The sequence below is a fragment of the Campylobacter volucris genome, assembly GCF_008011665.1.
Taxonomy (GTDB): domain Bacteria; phylum Campylobacterota; class Campylobacteria; order Campylobacterales; family Campylobacteraceae; genus Campylobacter_D; species Campylobacter_D volucris_A.
The window spans coordinates 1-24,001 of record NZ_VOWJ01000021.1 but is presented as its reverse complement, the minus strand read 5'-3'; the positions used below and the strand labels follow the sequence as shown (position 1 = coordinate 24,001).

Genomic DNA, 24,001 nt, shown 5'->3' with positions numbered 1-24,001 from the left:
TTAGCCTTTATCCATTTGACTTATAATATCAAATTTTTCTTGTATCAATACTTTAGCTTCTTCTAAATTTAAATTTTGAATTTTAATTTCTTCACTTAATCTATAAGTAATCTTTGAAAATGGCTTAGGGAGTATCATTTTATCCCAACTTTTAAATTCCCAAAATGAACTTGCTTCATAATTTAATAAAAAAAGAGGAGTTTGTTTTTTCAACGCTATCATCACAGATCCATCTGAAATACTATGAAATGGTCCTCTTGGTCCATCAGGAGTAATGATGATGTCATTTCCTTGATCTAAAATTTTAAAAGATTGCCTTAATAAAGCCAAAGCTCCTTTACTTGTACTTCCTCTTAAAGTATTTAAGCCAAAAAATGCAATATTTCTAGCAATGATTTCTCCGTCTTTATGATGAGAAATCATCACATAAGCTTTTTTTTCTTTAATACCCATTTTTTTATATGCAAAAGGCATTAAAGCCAATCTCCCATGCCAAAAAAGTATAACGCAAGATTGTTTAGGTAATGCCTCTCCTAAATATACCTTTTTGCAAGTTAAAAAAATCAGCCATTGAAGTAAAAAAATTCCAAAAGCTATACAATCAATTTTAAATGATTTCGCCATTTAACACCATACGCTTAGGATTGGTGATTTTTACTTTTTTCATTTGACCTAATAATTCTTCACTTCCTTTTACTTGAACTAAAAAATTATTATCACTTCTGCCTGCAATATTTCCTTCACTTCTTAATTCTTCAAATAATACCTCTACTTCTTTGTCCTTTTGTCTTAAAACAATTTCGTCTAAAATTTCAGTATGTCTAGCTTGTAAAACACTCAAACGCTTTGAAGCAATATTATCTGGAATTTGATTTGGCATAGTTGCTGCTTTAGTCAGCGGTCTTTTAGAATATTTAAAAGAAAACATTTGTTCAAAACGCACTTTTTCAAGCACATCTAAAGTATCTTCAAAATCTTTATCACTCTCACCTGGAAAAGCTACAATAACATCAGTAGAAATACTCACCTTATCGCATATTGAACGAAGTTTTAAGGCTCTATCTAAATACCATTCTTTGCTATAACCTCTTCTCATGGCCTTTAAAATTTCACTCGAACCACTTTGTAATGGCATATGCATAGATTTACACACTTTTGGATTTTTTGAAAAAACTTCTAAAAATCTATCATCCATATGCAAAGGATGTGGACTTGTAAAGCGAATACGCTCTAAACCTTCTATCTCACTAAGTCTTTCTAAAAGATCAGAAAAATTAATTTTTTCATGAGCATTTGAAAATCTTTTACCATAATTATTAACATTTTGTCCTAATAAAAAAATTTCTTTAGCACCATTTGAAACAGCTTTTAATGTTTCTTTTTTAATAATCTCAAAAGGTATGGAAATTTCATCCCCTCTAGTATGTGGTACTATACAATAAGTACAATGTTTATCACATCCTATAGAAATATTTACATAAGTTTTATAAAGACTATTTCTAAAATCAGCAAAAGCATAATTGCTCTCATCAAAATCTATATCATTACCTAAAAATTTAGGGGTATTAACCGCTTGAGTGATCTTAGAAACATTTCTAGCGCCTAAAACAAAATCCACATTAGGAGCGCGTTTGAAAATTTCATCTCCTAAATGAGAAGCAGTGCATCCACAAACTCCTATTTTTGCCCCATCTTTTTTGATTTTTTCATAACCTCCAACTTCTGAAAAAAGCTTATGTACAGGCTTTTCACGCACCGAACAAGTGTTGATTAAAATCAAATCTGCTTCTTTGGCATCTTGGGTTAGCTCGTAATTTTCTTTTTCTTTAAGTTCAGCTATCATGTGCTCTGAATCTCTTACATTCATAGCACAACCTAAAGTTTGTATAAAAAGTTTTTTACTCAAAGAATATGCACCTCATACATATAATCAGCCTCATCCAAGCCATATTTAATTGTTCTATGATAAACACATTTTCCTTTTTTTTCAAAGTGCTCAACCAAAGCTATAAGCTGTTTGTGTGCGTTATCTTTATCAAAATAAAAAAATTTCTGACCTTCTTTATCTATAACCTTTTCAATACTTTCCAAACTTATACTTTTTGGCTTTTCATCCACAGAGGTTCTTGCTATTTTTAAATCCATATCATCATCCTCGTAATGTTTTAATCTAAAATTATAACAAATTTTACTTTTAATTAAACTTATTAAAGATATAATTTAACCCTTACAAAAATTAAAATCCCAAAATTAAGGTAGTATTGTCATTATGGAAAAAATCACAGATATCATAGAGTCCATTGCTAATGAAAAAAATTTACAAATTGAAGATGTGCGTCAAAGAGTAAAAAAAGCACTTATTAATACAGCTAAAAAAATTTATGGCGATAAATATGAATTTTTTGTTGATTCAGGAAAAAATTTACAACTTTATCAAAAAATCATTGTAGTTGCTGATGATGATGAAAGATTAGGGAATGAAAATGAGCATTTTATTGCTCTAAGCAAAGCAAAAGCAGAAGCAAAAGATGTAGAAATAGGAGATGAATTAACCTATGAGTGTTCTTTGGAAAATTTAGGTCGCACTGCTGTAAATATCTTACACAAAGAATTAGAATACAACATACAAAAACTTTTAGAAGAAAAAATATACGAAAAATATCAAAAAATGGTTGGACATATGGTATTTGGTAGTGTTGTTAGAATAGATAATGAAGAAAATACTTATGTAGAAATTGATGAATTTCGTGCTTGTTTGCCTAGAAAAAATCGTATTAAAGGTGAAAAATTTAAAGTTAGTGATGTAATAAAAGCTGTAATTAGACATGTATATATAGATAGAACTGGCATGAGAATGGAACTTAGTAGAACTAGCCCTAAATTTTTAGAAGCTTTATTAAAGGCTGAAGTTCCTGAAATTAAAGATGGGTTAATTAATATTTATGCAAGTGCTAGAATTCCAGGTGAACGCGCTAAAATCATCTTACAAGCAAATAGCCCAAGCGTTGATGCAGTAGGTGCAACTGTAGGTATAAAAGGGGTGAGAATTAATGCTGTAAGCAAAGAATTAAAAAATGAAAACATTGATTGTATTGAGTATTCTAATGAAATGGCAATTTTAATCACTAGAAGCTTAGCCCCTGCTATTATAAATTCAGTGCAAATTGAAGATAAAAAAGCCATTGTTAGCATCAATAGTGAGCAAAAAAGCAAAGCCATCGGAAAAAGTGGTATCAATATACGCTTAGCTACGATGCTACTTGGTTATGAAATAGAACTTAATGAGGTAAATAGTGAGAATAAAACTTTAAATCAAGAAGAAGCATTTAAAAATCTTAAAGCTTTGTTTGGAGAAAGCTAAAGCTGCTTACCGACAGTTTGCTCGGTAAGTTTTTTTTCTAATACTAAATCAACTATGGCTTGCTCTCTTTTATTAGCCTTTTGACAATGATCTTTATCAAAAAAATCTGTTATTTTTATCACTATTTTTGCCCATCTTTTATGGCGCTCTCTCCAAGCATGCGAAGACAAAGACTCCCAAGCATAGCCATTAAACAAAGTCGCATTGACAAAATGATCTAACGCTCTAACACCTTGTCTAACCCTAGCTGCATCTCCAAAAGTACCGACTATAACTATAAAAAGATAGCTAATCACTGCCAAAGGAACAATAGCACAAAGTAAAATTGTTCCTGCTAATTTTTCTTTCATTTTTTCCTTTTGATAAATTTAATATTCATACCATTAGCTGATCTTATAGTAAGTCTTCCCACAACATCCGGTGTAAAATTTTCTTCTAATTGTAGCTTATAAGTCCTTAAAATATTTGCTAAAATTAAAATTGCTTCTTGCATAGCAAAACCTTGCCCTATACAAATACGCTCTCCCATACCAAAAGGCATATAAGTATCTTTTTTGATTTTACTTTTATCTTCATGACGACTTGGATCAAATTCATGCGGATTTTCCCAAAAATTATCATGTCTGTGTATAAGCCAAGGAGCTACCACTACTCCCGAACCTTCTTTTATAAGCTTATCACGCATTTTACTTTCATGTTTTGCTTCTCTAGCAAAAAATCCCACAGGAGGATAAAGTCTTAAGCTTTCTTTGAAAATATTAGTAAGATATTTCATCGATTTAATATGCTCTATGGTAAATTTTTTATCACCTGCAACTTGCATGATTTCTTCATAAGCTTTTTCTTGTTCTTTTTCACTGATACTTAAAATATAAAGCGTCCAAGTAAGTGAGCTTGCAGTAGTTTCATGACCTGCTAAAAACAACATTGCTACTTGATCTAAAATTTCATTAAAAGAAAATCTTTCATTGGTATCTGCATCTACCACCATAAGTAAAGAAGATAAAATATCTTCATATTTTCCCTTATCAGCTAAAGCATTTTCGTATCTTGGTTTGATAATATCAGATAAAACTTTTCTTATAGTCATACCAGCTTTTAATCTTTTTTTCTCACCCAAAAGATTTGAAAGCCAAGTTGGAAAACGAAACATTCTTCTCATAGCAGTTTTGACTGTTTGTTCTTGCACAGTTATAAAAGCATCTAAGACTATTTTTCCTTTAACCTCATCTAATTTTGAAGACATAATAGTTCTAAAGATCACATCTGCAGTCACAAAAGTCATCGCTTCATCTACTTCAATGATGGCACCATCTTCATATTTATCAAATCTTGTCATCATATCAGACACTGCTTCACTCATCAAACCAAACACCTTAGAAATTCTAGTCATTTCAAAAGATGGTCTTAAAAGCTCTCTTTGTTTCTCCCAAACCTTGCCATTAGTAGTAAAGATACTAACACCCAAAAGCGGCTCAAGTAGTTCATGTAAAAGCTGACTTTTTGGATATTCTCTTACCTCATCAACCATAATGCGTCTTACTTCTTTTGGATCATTTACTACATAAAGATCAAAACCAGGCATTTGGACTCTACCCATCATCATTTTATAACTTCTTTCATACAACCCATCAAGCCAAGATCTTCTTTTGAGCAAAAAAGTCATAAGAGTGGAAGCCTTATTTTTATAAGGCTTTGGATGAAAAGGACATTGATCCATGATTTGCTCCTTTATTTGATTTTTTCTTCTAGCATATTTTTGCCCATTATAAAGTCAAAAAAGTCATATACGCCTTTAATTTGCGTAGAAAATAAATATAAAAAATGTGCTTTGTATTTGTCTTTTTTGATTTTTTTATAATCTTGCTTGTGATATAAAGTATGAAATTTAGCTGAAAGATATTTTGGACTAAAGTTAGCTTTTACTCCACTTGTGCGTATGAAATCAACCTGTGCAAAACAAGCTCCATCAATGATAGAAGTAAAATCATACCATATTAAATTTTTACTTCCTAAATACTCTAAATCTTTTCTAAACTCATGTGATATTTTCTGATAGCTTACTAGTGGAATACACTCTCCTAAAGTGAGTATTTTTAAATTTGAAAAATCAATATTTTCTTGCTCGCATTTTTTTAGCACTTTAGTCAAAACATTGATACATAAAATCGTTCCTACACTATGAGCTATTAAAATTAATTCATAATCTTTTTCTTTAGAATGAGTTTTTAAATTTTCAAAAATTGTTTGAGAAAATTCTTGCATCCTTTGTTCTAATTGACCCTGTCTATTTTTTTCCCAATTTGCACAAAATGAACAAATTCTAGCTATCCAAAACACGGCTAGTTTTTTTCCAAATTTAAATAATATTTTTGGCAAAACAAATAAACACGCAATAAAAGCTAAAATTCCTAATACTAAATGAAAATTTTTAAGATAAAACAAAGCTCCAAAAGCACAACTTAAAGTAAAAATCAAACTCAATAATACATAAAAAAATGGATAATACCCTGTAGCAAGTTGATTAAAAGATTCTTTTCCAAATTTTATAAAAAGCCCTGTGATGGTATAAATTCTAAAAAAACTATAACAATCATACAAAGCATCTTTTAAATCTTGCGACCAATTTTTTTTAACTATATCATTCCAGCTTAAAAAAGTATATCTAATCTGAGTTTTTTCAGTATTTATCTCCCAAAAAGGAAAGAAATTGGGTTTTATTTGGCTTTTTGAAATTGTATAGTTGTATTTTAAAATTTCATTTTGCAAAGATAAATTCTTTTTAAACATAGTATAATAATGCCTATATCCTCTAGGATCATAACCAGCTATATAAAAAACATCTCTTTTTTTACACTCTTTTTCCATAGCAAACCCAACTTAAAAATAACTCAAAAATATAGCTAAAGTTATTATCTTTGTCAAATGCTTAAATACTAAGACTAAAAGAGTTTTTTACTCTTACATTATTTATTAAAAAATATTTTATAAAATTCATAAATAAAAATTAAAGAAGGTGCTATGGAGATAGTTTTACTAGGTGGGAGTAATAGTGTTGTTAAAAATGGTCTTAGAATAGGACTTGAACACAAAAATACCATCTTGCATAATTTTGCCCTAGGGCTTAGTACTTCTTTGCAAAATTTATATGAATTAATTCGCCATGAAAAAACCATAAAAAATGCTGATTTTATCATCAGCGAATCAAATATCAATGAGTATTTAAGTCCTATCAATACAGCTATTTTGCTTAGAAATATTGATTATTTTTATGAGCAATTATATAAAATGCAAAAAACAACTATTGTTTTAATCTTACCTATACCTGTGCAAAATGATAAAGCTAAAGCTATTAATGAAACTCATAGGAAAAATTGCTATCACTATGGTTTTAATTTAATCGATGTAGATCTTTATTTTAAGCAAAACAATCTTTATGCTTTTGATCAAAACTATAAATTCCATCCTATGCCACTTGCTATGCAAGAGCTTGGTAAAAATATCATCAATCATTTAGATTATTTTAAAAAATCTAAAGAAAATATTTCTTGTTCTAAGAGAAAATATTTTATTTTTACTCCAAATTTAGCTAAATTTGAACATAAAAATTCATTTTTTTGTGAAAAAGTAGTAAGAATTAATGCTTTAGAAAAAATATTTTTCCCACAAGAATACCTAGGATGTCAAATTTTAGGAATTCACACTTGGACTCAAACTAATTTAATTACTCATGCTATATCTACCATAAGCATTGAAGGTGCTAATTTTAAAATCCATAAAAATTTTAATACGATTAATAATTTTCAAGATTTGCAAAATGATAAAGCTTTTATAGACACACAAACTTGTTTTTATGTTAATACTCAAAATATCACGCAAAATGAATCGAGTGGTGGAGTTAGCATAAGCAAAAATACCACTAAGTTAAACTATGCCGATCTAATAGGAATCTTGCTTTTACAAAATGATGATTTTCGTCAAAACAATTTAAATCTTAAGAAAAAAAATGAAAATTTTTTAATCCCTCCTATAGAATTTTATGCAAAATTAATCTACGAATACGAAGAAAATATTAAATTTGATAAACAATCTTTCTTGCAAAGTCAAAATCACAATCTCATGCAATTTTTAACACATAAAAATTTAAAAGCTGAATTTGAACTTTTTATATCTAAAAATACCAAGCTTTACGGAGCTAATTTAAGAATCAAAGACAAATTAAGCTATAAACTTGGAGAAGTAATTATTAAAAATAGTAAAAGTTTTACAGGGTATTTAAAAATGCCTTTTGAATTAATAAAAACCAAAAAACATCATTTAAAAAACCAAACAAACACTAAAGACTTACCACCTCTAAAAGCTTATGCTGATTACAAACAAGCTCAAATTGCTAAAACTCATTTGCCTTATCTTTTAGGAAATGCACTTTTGCAAGCTTCAAGAACTCCTTTTAAGATTGGCTATATAAGTTTGCCTTTTAAGCTTAAAAAAATTGCTAAAAATTATAAAAAGAAAATTTAATCTAAGCTAGTATTTTTAAAAAAATTCCCATTTATTTGGGTTTTATAAATGATATAATTTCTAAATTTAGCATGCAATCTTGCATCAGGTTTATAAGCTCTACATTCTTTCCAAAAAGTATGCAAACTTTTTTGATAGGTCAGTCCTTCTATATCATAAAATGCTTTTCCCATAACCTTTAAAGGACTCCCGTGATGCAAGGCTGAAAGCCCTACCGTGCTATTTATGACTATAGTGCCTCTAGCATTGCTTAAAAGCATGGGCAAGTGCAAATCATGTACATATAAAATTCGACCTTCTACATTGTATTTTAAACTCAAATTTTCTATCAATTTAGTATAGTCTTTATAACCTCTATCCATAGGGTGATGTTTAAAAACTAAATAAGACTTTGCTCTAGCATGATTAGCAAAAGAAATAATCACTTCTTCTATAAATTTTTCCGTAGTTTTTTTATAATGATGAGATAATTGTGTATCATTAAAAACTTGCAAAATAGCTAAAAAATATTTTTGTTTAAGACTAATGATTTTTTCATTGATTGATTTTTCAGTGATTTTATATTTTTTCTTTCTATATAAAGACAAAAGCCAAGGAGTAAAATCAAAAAACTTTAAAGATCTATGATGCAAAGAATTATTAAAATACCAAGCAAACAAAGCAGAAAAAAACCAATACAAAAACGAAGCAAAAGCCATATTTTTAAAAGTGCTAGAAAAATTTTTTATTTCGTATTCTTTATCAAATTTTTTATGATTTAAGTAAAATTCTTTATCTCTTGGTAGGGTAGAATTTGCATTTACTCCATCTTTTTCAAAGGTTATAAAGTTTGGTCTTATATAACCTTCTTCAAATATCCAAATTTCTATACCCATTTCTTTTGCCACTTTAATGGCTATTTCATGAATTTTACGACAATCATTATACATGATAATAATTTGGATATTTTTTTCTTTAAAAAAATTAATATAAAAATTTTCTAAATCTTCTAAACTACCTCTATAATTTACACTTTTAAAAGGATAAAAAAAGAAATCTCCGCCATTAAAATTTATTTTATATACATTAGCATCGGGTATCTTTTTAGAAATTTTATAAAAAAACCTTCCAACTGGTCCTTGAAGTAATAAAACATTTTTTCCAGAAAATTTTTTTAATTTTTTACCTAAATTCATCTACCTATAACAAACTCTATTGCTCTTCTAATTTTTCTAAGTATAAAAATTCTAAAATCCAAAATCATCTTATAATAAAAATTTGAAAAATATTTCTCTTGCATTTTTAACATTATATCTAAAGCAACTTCAACTTCACATAAATTTTTAGTTTTTGGATGTATATATCTTGGATAAATTATCAAAACTCCAGCTACTAATTCTTCTAAGCTCAATTTTTTAGTTCTTCTTGATATATTATGCATATCATTTGTTAAACCCCAATTAGCATAAAAAGGCTTGCCATAAGTAAAAACTTTTTTACCACGCAAAAGGGCATCAAAGCCACTAGTAGAAGTTATGGTATGCACTTCATCACTTACATTTATAGCACTATCTATACTTACATTTTCAATTATTTCATCGCAATATTTTAAAATTATATCTTTATCTTTTAAACCTTTTCTATTTCCGCTTAAAACATCAGGATGAGGCTTAAAAACTATAAAGGTATTTTTGTTATTTTTTCTTACAACTTGCAAAAGTTTTAAGGTATCAAAACCAGCTCCACCTAAAATCATAGAAGCATCATCTTCTACTTGAGCAGGAATCAAAATGATCTTTTTATTTGTATTAAATTTCAAATCTTCATGTTTTAAGCCATTGTATTTTGAAAATTTATTTGCAATTATAGTATTTATTAAATTTTTAGCTCTTTGCTTTAAATTTTCATCAAATTCATAATTTTGTAAAATATATTCTAAATCACTTTCTTGATTTGGATCTATATATAAACCCTTACTATCTACCACTAAAGAAAAAGGCCTAGTAAGATCAGATCCTAAAAAAACTGATCGCAAAAAGCCATCTTCAACTAAAAAGATATTGTCATTTTTTATATTATTTTGATTTAAATAAATTTGTAAATCTTTTTTTTTAAATCTTTGTCCCCATATAAAAAATTTATCATTTTCATTAATTTTATATTTTAATATATCATCAAAAGAATTTAAAAATATAATTTTACTTTTTTTAGTTTGAAAAAAAGGTTTTATAAACCATCTTTTCCATAAAGTAAATCCTAAAAAATATAAATTATTTGAATTTATTTGCTCTATTTTTTTATATTTTGCTAAAGTATTTATGGTATCAAAAATATCGCTTTTTTTATCTAAATAAGGATTAAAATATTCACTATACAAAATATAAGCAGCATAAAAAACCTCTTCTAGTTTTCTTTTTTTAAACCTTCTTTTACACTCTAACTTATCTTTAGTTAAACCCCAACCAGCATAAAAAGGCTTGCCATAACAAATACACTCCAATTCCATCATCAAAGCCTCAAAACCCATGCCAGAAGTTTTTGTATAAACCTTGTCAAAAAAGGATAAAAGCTCTATTGGATTATAATTTTCTTTTATTAAGATACATTCTTTTGGAATATCTTTAACATCAAAATCACTTTGTTTTTTGCCGCTTAACACATCAGGATGAATTTTTATATAAATTTTAGCTTGAGGATTTTCTTTTATAGCATCATTTATAATTTCTTGCGTAGAAAAATTTTCTGCTAGGCCGTATTTTAAAGAAGCATCATTATAAACTTGAGTTATTATCAATACTCGCTTTTCATTTTGGCTAAACAAATCTTTTGGCAAGGATAAATTATTGTTATATTTACTTAATTTTTCTTGTTTTATGAGCTTTATAGCTTTTTTTGCTTGTTTTAATTCTTTTTCATTAAATTTATATGTATTTAAAATATTTTCAAGTCTAGATGGTGCAGTCGCATCATAATAAATTCCCACATCATCTTTAACTATAGAAAAACTAGGGCTATTTTCTATACCCAAATTCAAAGAACGCAAAAAACCATCCTCTAAAAGTAAAAATTTACAATTATGCTTTTTGGCTAATTTTATAGCCTTAAAGCCTGACTTTTTCCTACCCCAACCTAAAAAGATATCTTCTTTATTGATAGATTTAAATATACTAAAAAAAATTACTTTATAAAAATTGTTAACATTGGCTATAAGTTTTTTTGAAGTGCTATAAAATGCCATACAATTTGCTTAAAACTTTATCCACTTTATCATCTAAATCATTTTGCAAAGAGTTATCTATAATAAAATCAGTTTTTGGTTCATCAAATTTTATATCAATTCCAACTACATTTTTTATTTTTCCTTCTAAAGCTTGAGTATAAAGTCCTTTTTGATCTCTTTTTATAAGTTCTTGCAAATCACATTTAATATAAACTTCAATATAATTTTCAAAGTTTTTTCTATTATATTCATAAATTTCATTAAACATAGAAATAGTCGTAACTATTACTATCATATCTTGCTCATTTAAAAATTTGGCAAATTTAGCCCTTTTTAGCGCCATATCTATGCGACTTTGTTTATCATATCCATAATGACCTATTATATCTCTTAATTCATCCCCATCAAGATAAATAATATTTTTATACTCTTGTTTTAATTTTTTATATAAAGCTTTTCCTATGGTACTTTTACCGCTACCAGCTAAACCAGTAAACCATATAATATAAGGCTTTTTCATTAAATCTCTACTTTCAAATCACTCATAAAATCAATTTCGCACCAATTACCATTTGTGTATATAGCTGTCGCATTGTTAAATTTATTTATCAAAATTTGTAAAAAACTAGTCATATACATATTTTCAAAATCTTTACCATCATAATCTTTGTTTTTATCTAAATTTTCATATATATTAATCACTTCTTTTAAAAAAGTATGAGAAAATTTAAACAATCCCATATATTGACCTTGAATTTCATCATAATCTTTAGCTTTTTTCCCAAGTTCTATTATATAATTATCTTTTATTTTTAGTGTTTCAGCATCATCTAAAGGATTTTTAAATCTTTTGTTCCATAATTTTTTCCAATCTTTATCTATTAATATGGCAAAATCGCTTTTATCATTTTTTAATTTTTTAATACTATTTTCAAAATACACTATATCAGCATAGGATATTATCAAATCTTGTTTATCTTTTATACATTTTTGCAAAAAATCTTTAGCACAAAATAAAGTTTGAACCATATTAGTTTTATCATATTTTTTGTTTTCATAAAATAAATTTATATTATATTTTTCGTTTAGATACTTTTTTAAAATTTCAAATAAATATCCGCCAACTATACAAATTTCATCTATATTATTTGCTTTTAGAGCTTTTATTTCATAATCTATTATTTTTTTATTTTTATATTCTACCATACATTTTGGATTATTTTTTGTAAGCGGCATAAGTCTTGAACCAAACCCTGCTGCAAGTATAATAGCTCTCATTTTATTTTTCCTAGCCAATCTTTAAAAATATTTTCTTCATTTAATCCATTTTGTCTTTCCATATGCCACATTATGCCATATATATTTAAATTTTTATGTTTAAATGCTTCTATGGTATTATCGTTTGCCCTAGCTAAAATTTCAAATTCATCAGATAATTTATCTATAGCAAAATTATGAAATGAATTTACATTTATTTTTTTATTTTTTATATAAATATCATGATTTTGTATATGATTTTCACATTTTATGAAGTGTGATTTAAAATAAGAAGCTATCATTTGAGCTCCTCTACAAATTCCAAGAAGTGGTAAATCATTTTTTATACAATAAGCTATAATATTGCTTTCATATTCATCTCTTTTTTTTGATATATCATTTTTATCAAATTCATATAAATCATTTCCACCACTTAAAATCACAGCACTAATTGATCGAGCATACTTTTTAAAGTCAATTTCATAGCTTAATGGCAATGGTAAAAAATTTTGCAAATTTTTATTAAAAAACTCTCCCCATTCTAAAGCCAAGCATTCTCTTAATTCAAAATAAGTATTATTTTTTATAATTCTTTGGCTAATAGCTATAAATTTCAAAATTATTCCTTATATAAGCAAATTATTTGTTCGTTTTGGCATTCTATTTTTATCTTTTTTGCTTTTAAATATTTTTTAAAATTTTCTTCACCAACTCCTATAACAGCCGGCATACCAAGTTCTGAAGCTCTAATTGCCATATGTGAATTTGCTCCTCCATAGCAAGTTATAAAACCAGCTATATTTTTAGTAAATAAATAATCATATCCGGGATCAGCCGCATATATTAAGACTATTTTACCTTCTAGATTTTTATCATTCTCTAAAGCTGTATCAGCACTTATGCTTTTTTGACTTATAAAATTTGGATTTATATTGCTTGCAAAAAAACCAAAAATTTGTTCAGCATCTGTAATCAATGATGGTAATTTTAAAGCTAAACTTATATTATATTCTTCTTTGTTTTCTTTAATTTGTTGTAAAAATGCATTTTTAGGATTTTTAGAATATAAAGTAGAATAAAGATTTAATATACTTTTTATGTCTAAATGCGCCATATCTTCTTTAGAAATTTCGTAATATTCTCCAAGTTCTCCTATCATTTGTATGGCTTTTGAAAGAAGTTTGCTAAATTCAAATTTTACAAATTCTCTTCCTTCTATAGCTATTTTTAAAAAGTTAAAAAATTCATTTGTATTTATCAAAATGCCATGTTCTTTTAATATTTTTTCTAATTTTATTATTTTTTCTTTATCTAGTTTAAATTTTTTATTTTCTTCTTTTTTTGATTTTTTATTTAAATCAAAATAGTTTTCAAAATCTTCATCATATCTAGGCGATAATATATTATAAGTTCCAGCCCTTAAATGACCAAATTCTTTTAAAAATTGTTTTTTATTTTTTTCTTCTAAATTATTTATTTTTTCACTTAAATCTTTGCTTATAGTGTGTAAAGAATTTAAAAAATCATTTCTTTCTTCCTTTGAAAAAAATCCTATTTCTACCAAGGAATTTAGCATGGTCATAGCCACAAAAGCAGCTCTTGCAACCCCAGCAAAAGGTAGCGTTCCATATCTTTTACATTCTTCTATAAGCCAATATATTTTATCTATTAAAGAAAGTTTAGAATTGATTATATTTTCATAATAAAGCATCATCTTTTTTGATTTTTCTATATCTTTGAAGCATAATCCATTTTTCGGACTTAGTATAGAATTTGTAAGATTTAATAATGAAAATTCTAAGCGTTTTATTTCGTTTTCATTAAAGTCATTGTTTAATAATTCTTTTAATTTTTTACTTATATTAAAATCATAACAAGAAAATACTATGTTAAATTCTATTTTATCATGTAAATCATGATTTTTATATAATTTATCAAGATAAAAATTTGCTAATTTTTTAGCTATTTCATCATCTAAATCTTTAGGTATAAAAGAATTAAAAGATAATCTCACATCAACATAAGGAATGCCTAAAAAAGAATGTATTAAAGGATGAGATCTTAAATCTTTATAACCATAATTATCTCTTTGATAGGCCCATATATTATCAGTGATTATTTCTTTATAGAGACTAAAAGCTAGTCTTTTTGGCCTAAGTCCTATAATTTCAGCTGGATTCCAATCAGGCATAACTCCAAAAATAGCTCTTTTGCCAAAAATTCTTGGTCTTGGATCTTGCAAGGATATAAATCTTTTTTGTAATCTTTTTAAAGCTTCTTTTTTTATGCTTTTGTATAAATTAATTTTATTTTGCATTATCAGTGGTCTAACTTGCAAGCAAAAAAGTTCATTTTTATCATTAAAAGCAAATTCTACATCTATAAAATGACAATCAAATAAAAGCTCTAATTCTTTAATCATAAAAATGACTTTTTTCATATGATAATCTTTGATATTTTCATCATCTTTATAATGAAAATAAGTTTTAGCATTTTTAGCACTTCCATCTGTTATAGCATTGTTTGAGCCATTTTCATCGTATTGTATACAAAAATAAGGAGCAAAATTATCTTTATCTACACTAAAAGCAACTCCACATTTGTTTATATTTTTAAGCATAGGTTGTATTAAAATTTCATCATCTTTAAAAGGCATAGAATTTCCAACTTCTTCTATGGCTTTTATTATTTCTTTTTCATTTTTTGAATTGATATTAGCAAGACTTAAAAATGCTCCAGCATTTGAATTTGCAAAACTATCTTCATTTTTAGAGGAGCTACGGATTATTAATTTATCACTGTTTAGAGATTTTATTTTATTGATAATATTTTTTTTATCTTTTTTTAAATCATTTAACGAACAAATTATTAAATCTAAAACTTTAGCACTTTTTAATTTATTTTTTAAATTTATTAAATTACGAGCCTTTGTATTAAATTTAAGTTTTTCCATAGCTTCCTCTTTTAATTATATTTTTTTAGCGCCCCATGCTCTTGTTGTGTATTTTATATCAAATTCATTTGGCAATTCTTGTTTTAATTTATTTGTTATTTTATTAAATAACTCATTACCTTCTTGTGTTTCTAAATCCCAATAAGGATTTTTAACACTTCTCCACGCATTTATATAATTTTCAACACTTTGATGAAAATAGAAATCCTCTTCTAGGTAAATAATATTATCAAAAATATCTTTATGAGCTTCTATTATAGGGCGTTGATCTTCTCTTCTTGTTCCTCTTGTATAATTTGGAACAAAACTAATTATTACGTCTTCTGCTATTTTTTGAATAGGATCGTTTAAATCTCTATGATTCCACATACAAGTAAAATAACAACCCTTTTTAAGAAGTCTATAGCTTTCTTTTAACGCCATAGATCGATCCATAACATTAAAGCTACTTCCAAAACTAACCCAATCAAATTCACCATCTTTTAAGGTAGAATCAATCCCAGTAGCTCTAACCCAAGTTATATCTTGATTTTTTGTTCTTTCTATGCCAATTTCTCTCATGGCATCATTTGGTTCAACAGCAACCACTTCACAATTTCTTTCCAAAAGCATAATGCTTAAATTTCCTGTTCCAGCACCAATATCCGCAACTTTTATTTTAGAACTTTTGCTAGTTTTTTTAGCAAGTTCAACTAACATATCTATGCTAAGTGATGCATAATTTGGTCTATAACTATAAAATTTTGCATGTTTTGTATAATCCCACACTTGTTCTACTATTTTTTCCATTTTTATCCTTTAACTTTTTAAAAGCAACAAGCCTAAAAAGTCAAAGGATATTGATTTTATGCCTTTTTAACCGTCCATGCACGAATTTTATAAGGTATTTTTATAATATCCATAGAAGAAATTTTATTTTCTATCATTTTTAAAATTTCTTCCCATCTTTCTTTTCCAGCTTGTGCTTGAATATCATTTACAGAATGCCAAGCCCCAAGATATCTTTCTTTATCCATAAGCTCAAAATAATCACATTCCATAAAAAAGCAATCTTTGAAATCTCCTGTGCTTACTAAGGTTTCTTCCCATTTTTTAACATTTTGAGTACCACTGCTCACACGATTAAGCTCTGGTATAATATTCTTAATTTCCTCTTCAATTTCATAAAACACAGAACCTTTAATTATATGGCGTGGATTCCATATAGCAGTGAAATACCCCCCCCATTTAACACTCTTGCAAATTCGGGTAAAGATTTTTTAGGATCAGTCCAATGAAAAGAACTAGCCATAATAACCCAATCAGCACTAGCACTAGGCATATTTGTTTCTTCTCCACTTCCTTTGTGCCAAATAATATTTTTAGAATTTTGAGTAAATTTTATACCTTCTTCTCTCATGTTATCATTTGGCTCAATGGCATTTATATTTAGATTAAAATCATCAGCTAGCATTTTAGTTAGCTTACCTGTACCAGCTCCAACTTCTACTACATCTAAGATAGGTTTGTTTTTATCATTTACGCATTTTATAAGTTTTTCTATAAGCATACTTGAATATGCAGGTCTATTATGATAATGTTTTGCAACTTCGCTAAAATCACCTTGTTTCATGAAACTCCTTTGAAAATTATTTACAATTATAATATTTTTATTTTATTTTTTATTTATTCTTGTTCTATTTTATCTTTACCATCTAGCTCTTCACACATTTTTTCAAATTCTTGATAATACCTCCATGAAGCTACGATGTCTGGACGGTGTTGTTTAACATGCTCTAAATCTTCATCAAATTTATTTTTATATCTTAACAAAACATCTGAATTATTTTTTAAATATAGCAATATATCTTTTTCTACCTTTAACTTTATTCTTTCATTTATATAAAATTTTTCTAATAAAATAAAGTATTCTTTAAAATATTGAACAATATCTTCCCAAAGTTTTTTATTTTTTCTTAAAAAATTTAATTCTTCTTCTTGAATATTGACAGAGATTCTTTTATCTAAAAAGAATGATGTATCAAGAAATTCTTCAATACAATTGATATAATTTTTTCTACTATAATCTTTTTCAACATAAAAAACAATCTTATGTTGATTTTCCAAAATATAATAAAACTCTTTCGGAAAAAAATAATGATCAGCATGATCATTAGAAGCATTAGAAAAATTTAAAAAATTATTTTTATCTTTTTTATTTGGAGAGAAAAAATTTAACTTATTTGATAAACTTTCAAAGGTATCAAAAGCTCTATTCGGCAAGATTTCATCCATAGTTATGTAATATATCTTGGAAATCTTTATTTTCTTTATCCTTTCATTTAAAATATTATAATTATCATAATCTCTAGAATATGCATCTAAAATTTCTATATTTGGATTTCCATCTTTGTCTTTGTAACAATAATCTATTTTAATATTTAAAAGCTTGTCGTATGGAAAAAACACAGGGATTTCTTTCTTGATTATGGAAAAATCTAATCTTCCAAAATGATTTAAAATAGGTTTTAAAACAGAAATGGGATCTCTAATGAAACAAACCGCAGGAACTATTTTTTGAATCAACGAATAAAATTTTGCGATTTCTTTTTTATGACCATAATCTCTTCCGGCTAATATAATTGCATTAAATGTATTTTTATTATTTACTAGCATTTTATAAGAATCTAAAAATTGATATAGGGGATCTCCATAATGACGATTTAAAGTAACTTGACAGAGTCTAAAATAATAGGTTGCAGCACTAGTTCCTGCTCCATGTATCACTAAAAATACAAACCCATAATTCTCCGGCAAAGGCAAATTCATTTCCCAAGCAAGTTCAGCTGATATATTATTATAATTAATCTCTTCATTTTCGTCATTTAATTTTTTAGGATCAAGCAATGAAGGATAAGGATGATTTTCTTTTTTATATTTTTGATAAAAATCATCTGATAATAGCCATTCTTGTATTAAATCTAAATGTTTTAATACATAGTCAAAATTATGAAAGATATTATCTATTATAGCTTGATAGTTTTTATGAGTTTGAATAATATTATTTATTTTATTAAGGTTTTTAATAAAAATTTTTTTATTATCTGCTATTGCATTGCACATACTAGGAGATACAACATTGAAATCACTTAATAATGTTTTTATTATTTTATAATCTTTTTTAGTTTGCTTTATATCTTTAAATAAAGCAAAATATCCACCTTTAAATTTGTTTTTATCAGCTTGTATTAAAGTTTGTCCTAGCATATAAGAAAGATGAAATTTAATTCTTATGCTATCATTATAATCGTTTAATGTTTTTATATCAGGATATATAAGATTTGGAAATATTTTTATAGTTTGTTTATATAGTTTTTTTTCTTTAAAGTTTTCTTTTTTTATTTTATATAATTTATATATTAAGCTTAAATACCCCCCCCCGCCATTGGCATTATGTTCTATTACACATGAACCTAACTTGTAAGCTAATTGATTTTTGATTCTACTTGTTGCGCTATGTGGATTTAGCATTTAGTTTCCTTTTTTATAAAGAATGGATTATACAATACTTTCATCAAATAAAGTTTATTTTTTTCTTAAATTCCCTCTTCAATCTCCCAATCTCAAACCACAATTTAACATATCCACCTTTATACCAAGTTTTATTAGCTTTTATTAAAGCTTGTCCTAATTTATAAGAAAGATGATTTTTAAGTTTAATAGCTTCTTTATAATCAGGATAAGATTCTAATGGAGGTAATTTTAAAGATGGATCTTTTTTTATTTTTGCTTTATATATTTTTTGTTCTTGATTATGATTTATTATAGTTGATATTATATATATTGGCATACATAGTATGCCAAATATACTTTTTGAATTTATTATTAAAGTTTGACCTAGTTTATAGGAGAGTTGGTTTTGAATTCTAGATTTAGCTGTGCCGTGTTTGGTTTGGAAAGAAAGCAAATTTCTATTACACATCTTATTTTCTTTCAAAAAATAATCTTCCAAAATTTTAATTTGTCTTTGTTTTGGTGGAATAAGATACTCTTCGTTTAACATATTTTCTCTAAGCATTATAAAATCATCACCATAAGCACACATAAAGATCCTAGGAATATTTCCTCTAAAAATATCTGACCATCTTGCATCAAAATTTGAAAAAAATACCAAATCACCTTCATTAGCATATCTACCATCTATAACACCTAAACGGAATAATATAGTACTAGAAAACAAAAATTTATTTGGCAATGTACCTTTTAATTCAACTTCATTCTCATATAAATCTAAATAATGTTTTATCCTAATCTTTCTATAAAACAATATGTCTGGTCTGGTTGTAAATATATAGTCATATTTAATTTTATTATAATTTTCATATTCTAAACGCAAATTAGCTACCCTATCTAAAGAAATAGATTGACCATTAACATTCTCTCCAAGCTCCTCTAACAAAAAACAAACCGGCTTATATATATCTTTAATTTCATCTATATCATTTTCTGTTAATAATTTATTATTTAAAGTTGGAAATGCTAAATTATGATCATACCAACAAGATTTATATCTATTAAACTGCTCCCAAGTATGTATAAAAATATCCACAGCATAACCATCATTTATATTAGGAAATATGATATACTTAAAAAAATTTTCATATGTGTATTTATAAGTTCTCATATGACCATACAATTGAATTGCTATTTTTTTCATAATTTAATATTCCTAAATTCTTCGGGAGTCCCGCAGAATATAATTTCATCTATATTTATTTCATAATATTTTATAATTTTACCTTTTTGTATTAAATAATTATACATAGGAGCAATATAAAATTCATTTTTTATCAAAATATTATTTTTCCTTATCATATAAAATATATCTTTAAAATCTTTTGTTCTTTTAAAATAATACAATCCGCTGCTACAAAAATTAGATATTCTTTCTTTTTCAGTTGTTTTTAAAACATTATTATCATCACCTGGTAAAATAAAAGACCAATGTTCTCCATCTGCTTTAAATACTTCTAAATAACCATCAATATAATCGTAATCAAAATTTGGCAATTTATAATTAATTCTAAAAGTATCTATATTAAAAATCAAAATACTTTCATTATCACTAATTTTTGCTTTTTCTAATCCAAGCATCACAGTATGTGCTTGACCTTGAGTTTCTTTATCTAATTCAATAAAAATTACATTTTTTATTTGCATTTTTTTACATTCATTTTCAATAAATTTTCTAGTTTCAAAAATATCTCTATAAATAAATAAAAAAGTGCACTCGTTAAAATACTCTTTAAATCCAATAACAGCATGATAAAAAACGGAATTTTGCATTACATCTAGCATATATTTAGGTTTTTTATATCCAGCTTTAAAAAATCTCAAACTAAGCCCTGCCATAGGAAAAACAATTATCACAATAAACCTTCTTCTTTAAATAAAAAGTATAACCTAAAAATATTTGCAAACAATGCTTTTTGTCTTTCTTTGCTATCATGATGCAAAGGCAACATGGATAAAAAAAGATGCAAAGTGATAGCAAAAATATTTTTATTTAACTGAAAAATTTCTGTAAATTTTCTTTGAATGTTATAAATCTCATTTGGCATATCTATTACAAAATAGATCTTATTGTCTTTTATTTTGCAAGTATAAAAGCCAGATATTATAAAATCATACATTCCAAAAACACAATGAACTAATTTTGCATAATCATAATGCATATCACCATATATTGTTATATTTTCTTTAAAATCCATACCCCTTGGATCAAAAACTTTTATAAAACCTGATCTAAAATCAAACATTATATTACTAAAACAAAAATCGCCATGAATAATAGAATATTCTTTATTATCAACAAGATATAAATTTATATCATTTAATATATCTTTTAACGATATAGGATTTTTTTCATTATAGCAATACTTTTTATTTATTAAATCATTAAAAAAACTATCATCATTTAAGAATTTTAATCTTTCTAATGTTTTATTTTTATAGTCAAAACATATATTTGTATCAATATTTTTATACCGATGTAATTTATCTAAAAAAAATTTTAAAGATTTAAATATATTTTCCCAAACATACGATGGTAAACTACCAAATACAAACAATTCTGATAATGTATTATTGTATAAATATTCAATTTTATACGATTGATTTGATTGCTCTTTAAATTTAGGTATATATATATCTAATTCTTTTGGAAAATTTAAAAACCAATTAATTTCAGATTGTATTTTTTTATCCCATTTTGAAGTTTTAATTATATATCCATCGTTACAAAATTTTAATTTATTAAAACATCTTTGAGAACTAATTGCTTTTTTTGAATGAAAATAATTAGTTATTAAACCAAAGTCCAGCCAGCTATAATTAATTAAAATTTCAAAAGGACAAAAGATAGAATATTGCTTTAAAGCTTCAATAAATGAGTAATTACTTTCTATTATACACTTTACTAAAATATACGGATTTTCAATATTCATGAAGCCAGATAATATTAATTCATTATCTATGTCTATATTATTCTTGATGCTATAATTTAAATTTTCACCATCAAACAAATAAGCCCACTTATAGTTTTCTCTAACTTTTGTAACTGTAAGTGAATTTTTATTAAAACTTATATGCTCAAAATATGAATCCCCATGAAATATATATAAAGTTTCATTTATTGGAGAATTCATATTTATTGCATAAACCAAGGCTTCTCCTAAAGATAGACTATCTGGTATATAAAGTATTTTAACTCCAAAGCTAGTAATTTTTTGAAAATCATATTTGCTAATTTTGAAACTTTTTGGTAGAGCAATTATGATACTATCATCTATATTTTTAAATAAATTAATCTGATATTCATATAATCTTCTATTTCCTAATGGTAAAAAAGTTGGAGGAATTTTACCAAATTCTAATTCAAAATCAGGAGAACAATAAGCTGCAGACATAATAATAATCATCTATTTCCTCCATCTTTATGAGGATTTTCTGTTTTTAAAATCTCTAAAATTTCATCATAGGTTTTTTTTACAAATTCCGAAGGTCTAATGGCTTTATCGTCAACATAAAAACCATCAAATCCACACCAAGGCTTTCCTATGATAATATCATCATAAGGTACATCATTTTTTTTTAACCAGTCTATTATAATTGGCAAAGTATAAGTTTGTATTTTTTTAACATCACCCTTATAAGTTCTCATATTTCTACTAGTAAAGATCACAATTTTAAATCCCAAATCTTTATAATACCTAATCTGCTTAAGTACTTTTGTATTGATCGGTTTATCTTCATAATCACATTTGCTATCAATAGTTAAAGTTCCATCTAAATCAATTATGATTTGTTTCACAATAAATTCCATATTTTATTATTTTTAAGTATAATAACTAAATAAATATTAAAAGGAATTAAAAATGAATTGTCCATTATGCAATAATTTTCACAATGAAAATATTTTATTTAATAGTAAATGCTGTGTATCTTCAGGAAAATTAAATGATATATCTTATGAAGAAGCTCTAAATATAAATAATATGGGGGGGGGGAGGATTACAGATATAACCTTAATTCAGTGCAAAAATTGTGGATATATTTATAATAAAAATTTTAACTTCGAATTGATCAAAAAAGAATACTCTTCAAATAACTATTTTTCAAGAAAAATTGTATCTAACTCAATGAGTGACATTATAAAAAATTTAAGAGATAAGATATTATTTTTCAATAAAAAAAATTATTTAGAAATAGCTCCTGGTAGCGGAGATTTAGCTGCATCTTTAGCAATAAATGCTGATACATACTACACAATAGATCCATCTATAGTATCACTAGAAATAAAAGGAATCGATAATATATTTCATATACAAAATTTCTTTGATTATAATCTTATAAAAAATAAATTAAAATATGATATAGATTTTATTATTTTTAGACATCTATTAGAACATATAGATAAACCTTATATTTTCTTGCAAGATATTTGCAAAATAGCTAATAACGATACTATTATTTACATCGAGGTACCAAATCTTACAGAAATACTAAAACATAATAGATTTTATGAATTTTTTAACGATCATTGTGGGTACTATCAAAAAAATACTCTAGTAAATACAATGAATATCTTTGGCTTTACTCTATTTAATGAAATATATCCATTTAGAGAACAGCATATGGGTTTATTTTTTAAAAAAATGAAAACATTTACTAAGTCAAAATATCCAATTCAATTATATGAAAATTTCCATTTTGACTTTCATATAAATAAATTAAACGAGATGCTTTTAAATTATAAAAATATAGCTATTTATGGTGCAGGAGCTCATGGAAATTCTTTAATAAATTTCTTATCAAACACAAACAAACAAAAAATACAAAAATGTTTTGATCTTGATGAAAGAAAACAAGGTAAATTTTTACAATTTTCTAATGCAAAAATTATACAACCTTGCATAGAAAATTTAAAAAATATCGATTGTATTATAATAGCTGCTCCATTATATGAACAAGAAATTATAAAATATCTAAGAAACAGTGGCTATAATAAAGACATAATAGCAACAGAAACTGAAATAAAGATACTTAGATAAAAGAAGTATCTTTATTTTATCCATTTTCTTTTGATTTCTTATCTTCCTAACCTCAAACCATAGTTTAATATATCCACCCTTATACCAAGTTTTATTAGCTTTTATAAGTGCTTGACCTA

The 24,001-nt window shown here is 25.9% G+C and carries 22 protein-coding genes and 1 pseudogene; 3 read left to right on the top strand and 20 right to left on the bottom strand.

Features of this window, described 5'->3' with window-relative positions:
* Genes FPD38_RS03390 through FPD38_RS03380 form a run of 3 tightly spaced genes read right to left on the bottom strand, consistent with a single transcriptional unit; the run spans position 1 to position 2,145 of the window.
* Complete coding sequence (locus FPD38_RS03390; protein WP_147555383.1) at positions 1–624, bottom strand: lysophospholipid acyltransferase family protein; 624 nt, start codon at positions 622–624, stop codon at positions 1–3.
* Complete coding sequence (miaB, locus tag FPD38_RS03385) at positions 608–1,906, bottom strand: tRNA (N6-isopentenyl adenosine(37)-C2)-methylthiotransferase MiaB (RefSeq protein WP_147555382.1); 1,299 nt, start codon at positions 1,904–1,906, stop codon at positions 608–610. The genes FPD38_RS03390 and miaB overlap by 17 nt, the downstream gene beginning before the upstream one ends.
* Positions 1,903–2,145 carry an HP0268 family nuclease gene (locus FPD38_RS03380; protein WP_147555381.1) on the bottom strand — a complete coding sequence of 81 codons (243 nt, stop codon included), beginning with the start codon at positions 2,143–2,145 and terminating at the stop codon, positions 1,903–1,905. The genes miaB and FPD38_RS03380 overlap by 4 nt, the downstream gene beginning before the upstream one ends.
* Positions 2,146–2,269: 124 nt before the next feature.
* Between FPD38_RS03380 and nusA the strand changes: the two genes are divergently transcribed.
* Positions 2,270–3,361 carry a transcription termination factor NusA gene (nusA, locus tag FPD38_RS03375; protein WP_147555380.1) on the top strand — a complete coding sequence of 364 codons (1,092 nt, stop codon included), beginning with the start codon at positions 2,270–2,272 and terminating at the stop codon, positions 3,359–3,361.
* On the opposite strand, the gene FPD38_RS03370 is transcribed toward nusA, so the two are convergent.
* From FPD38_RS03370 to FPD38_RS03360, 3 genes are read right to left on the bottom strand one after another with little or no spacing between them, the layout of a single operon-like run.
* Positions 3,358–3,711, bottom strand: a complete 354-nt coding sequence (locus tag FPD38_RS03370) for a hypothetical protein (protein WP_039665149.1) — start codon at positions 3,709–3,711, stop codon at positions 3,358–3,360. The two genes, nusA and FPD38_RS03370, sit on opposite strands and share 4 nt — an antisense overlap.
* On the bottom strand, positions 3,708–5,081 hold the full coding sequence (locus FPD38_RS03365; RefSeq protein ID WP_147555379.1) for a cytochrome P450: 1,374 nt from the start codon (positions 5,079–5,081) through the stop codon (positions 3,708–3,710). The genes FPD38_RS03370 and FPD38_RS03365 overlap by 4 nt, the downstream gene beginning before the upstream one ends.
* A gap of 11 nt (positions 5,082–5,092) precedes the next feature.
* Positions 5,093–6,229 (bottom strand): DUF829 domain-containing protein, encoded by a 1,137-nt coding sequence (locus FPD38_RS03360; protein ID WP_147555378.1) that lies wholly within the window; start codon positions 6,227–6,229, stop codon positions 5,093–5,095.
* A gap of 153 nt (positions 6,230–6,382) precedes the next feature.
* Between FPD38_RS03360 and FPD38_RS08135 the strand changes: the two genes are divergently transcribed.
* A complete protein-coding gene (locus tag FPD38_RS08135) occupies positions 6,383–7,882 on the top strand; it encodes a DUF8374 domain-containing protein (protein ID WP_187153091.1) in 1,500 nt (499 codons plus the stop codon).
* On the opposite strand, the gene kpsS is transcribed toward FPD38_RS08135, so the two are convergent.
* From kpsS to FPD38_RS03290, 13 genes and pseudogenes are all read right to left on the bottom strand, one after another.
* Positions 7,879–9,057 (bottom strand): capsule polysaccharide modification protein KpsS, encoded by a 1,179-nt coding sequence (gene kpsS / locus FPD38_RS03350; protein WP_147555377.1) that lies wholly within the window; start codon positions 9,055–9,057, stop codon positions 7,879–7,881. The genes FPD38_RS08135 and kpsS overlap by 4 nt on opposite strands.
* Positions 9,054–11,099, bottom strand: a complete 2,046-nt coding sequence (locus FPD38_RS03345) for a capsule polysaccharide biogenesis protein (protein ID WP_147555376.1) — start codon at positions 11,097–11,099, stop codon at positions 9,054–9,056. Before FPD38_RS03345 ends, kpsS begins: the two co-directional genes overlap by 4 nt.
* A complete protein-coding gene (locus FPD38_RS03340; RefSeq protein WP_147555375.1) occupies positions 11,086–11,601 on the bottom strand; it encodes an adenylyl-sulfate kinase in 516 nt (171 codons plus the stop codon). The genes FPD38_RS03345 and FPD38_RS03340 overlap by 14 nt, the downstream gene beginning before the upstream one ends.
* Positions 11,601–12,359, bottom strand: coding sequence for a phosphocholine cytidylyltransferase family protein (locus FPD38_RS03335; RefSeq protein ID WP_147555374.1), 759 nt, complete (start codon positions 12,357–12,359; stop codon positions 11,601–11,603). Before FPD38_RS03335 ends, FPD38_RS03340 begins: the two co-directional genes overlap by 1 nt.
* Positions 12,356–12,955 carry a gamma-glutamyl-CDP-amidate hydrolase gene (locus tag FPD38_RS03330; RefSeq protein ID WP_147555373.1) on the bottom strand — a complete coding sequence of 200 codons (600 nt, stop codon included), beginning with the start codon at positions 12,953–12,955 and terminating at the stop codon, positions 12,356–12,358. Before FPD38_RS03330 ends, FPD38_RS03335 begins: the two co-directional genes overlap by 4 nt.
* A 2-nt stretch (positions 12,956–12,957) precedes the next feature.
* Positions 12,958–15,291 (bottom strand): PEP-utilizing enzyme, encoded by a 2,334-nt coding sequence (locus FPD38_RS03325; RefSeq protein WP_147555372.1) that lies wholly within the window; start codon positions 15,289–15,291, stop codon positions 12,958–12,960.
* A gap of 15 nt (positions 15,292–15,306) precedes the next feature.
* Positions 15,307–16,080 (bottom strand): class I SAM-dependent methyltransferase, encoded by a 774-nt coding sequence (locus tag FPD38_RS03320; protein ID WP_147555371.1) that lies wholly within the window; start codon positions 16,078–16,080, stop codon positions 15,307–15,309.
* 56 nt (positions 16,081–16,136) lie between these two features.
* Positions 16,137–16,903, bottom strand: a pseudogene (locus FPD38_RS03315) (class I SAM-dependent methyltransferase).
* A gap of 53 nt (positions 16,904–16,956) precedes the next feature.
* Positions 16,957–18,801, bottom strand: a complete 1,845-nt coding sequence (locus FPD38_RS03310; protein ID WP_147555370.1) for an O-methyl phosphoramidate transferase — start codon at positions 18,799–18,801, stop codon at positions 16,957–16,959.
* 43 nt (positions 18,802–18,844) lie between these two features.
* The gene (locus FPD38_RS03305; protein WP_147555369.1) at positions 18,845–19,987 is read right to left on the bottom strand and encodes a DUF8374 domain-containing protein; all 1,143 of its coding nucleotides are present in this window, start codon (positions 19,985–19,987) and stop codon (positions 18,845–18,847) included.
* Positions 19,984–20,700 carry a glycosyltransferase family 2 protein gene (locus tag FPD38_RS03300; RefSeq protein ID WP_147555367.1) on the bottom strand — a complete coding sequence of 239 codons (717 nt, stop codon included), beginning with the start codon at positions 20,698–20,700 and terminating at the stop codon, positions 19,984–19,986. Before FPD38_RS03300 ends, FPD38_RS03305 begins: the two co-directional genes overlap by 4 nt.
* Positions 20,697–22,250 (bottom strand): aminoglycoside phosphotransferase family protein, encoded by a 1,554-nt coding sequence (locus tag FPD38_RS03295; RefSeq protein WP_147555366.1) that lies wholly within the window; start codon positions 22,248–22,250, stop codon positions 20,697–20,699. The genes FPD38_RS03300 and FPD38_RS03295 overlap by 4 nt, the downstream gene beginning before the upstream one ends.
* The gene (locus FPD38_RS03290; protein ID WP_147555365.1) at positions 22,247–22,642 is read right to left on the bottom strand and encodes an HAD hydrolase family protein; all 396 of its coding nucleotides are present in this window, start codon (positions 22,640–22,642) and stop codon (positions 22,247–22,249) included. The genes FPD38_RS03295 and FPD38_RS03290 overlap by 4 nt, the downstream gene beginning before the upstream one ends.
* Before the next feature lie 64 nt (positions 22,643–22,706).
* Between FPD38_RS03290 and FPD38_RS03285 the strand changes: the two genes are divergently transcribed.
* Positions 22,707–23,882, top strand: coding sequence for a class I SAM-dependent methyltransferase (locus FPD38_RS03285; RefSeq protein WP_147555364.1), 1,176 nt, complete (start codon positions 22,707–22,709; stop codon positions 23,880–23,882).
* On the opposite strand, the gene FPD38_RS08465 is transcribed toward FPD38_RS03285, so the two are convergent.
* Positions 23,817–23,987, bottom strand: coding sequence for a hypothetical protein (locus FPD38_RS08465; RefSeq protein WP_508609925.1), 171 nt, complete (start codon positions 23,985–23,987; stop codon positions 23,817–23,819). The genes FPD38_RS03285 and FPD38_RS08465 overlap by 66 nt on opposite strands.
* Positions 23,988–24,001 lie beyond the last annotated feature (14 nt).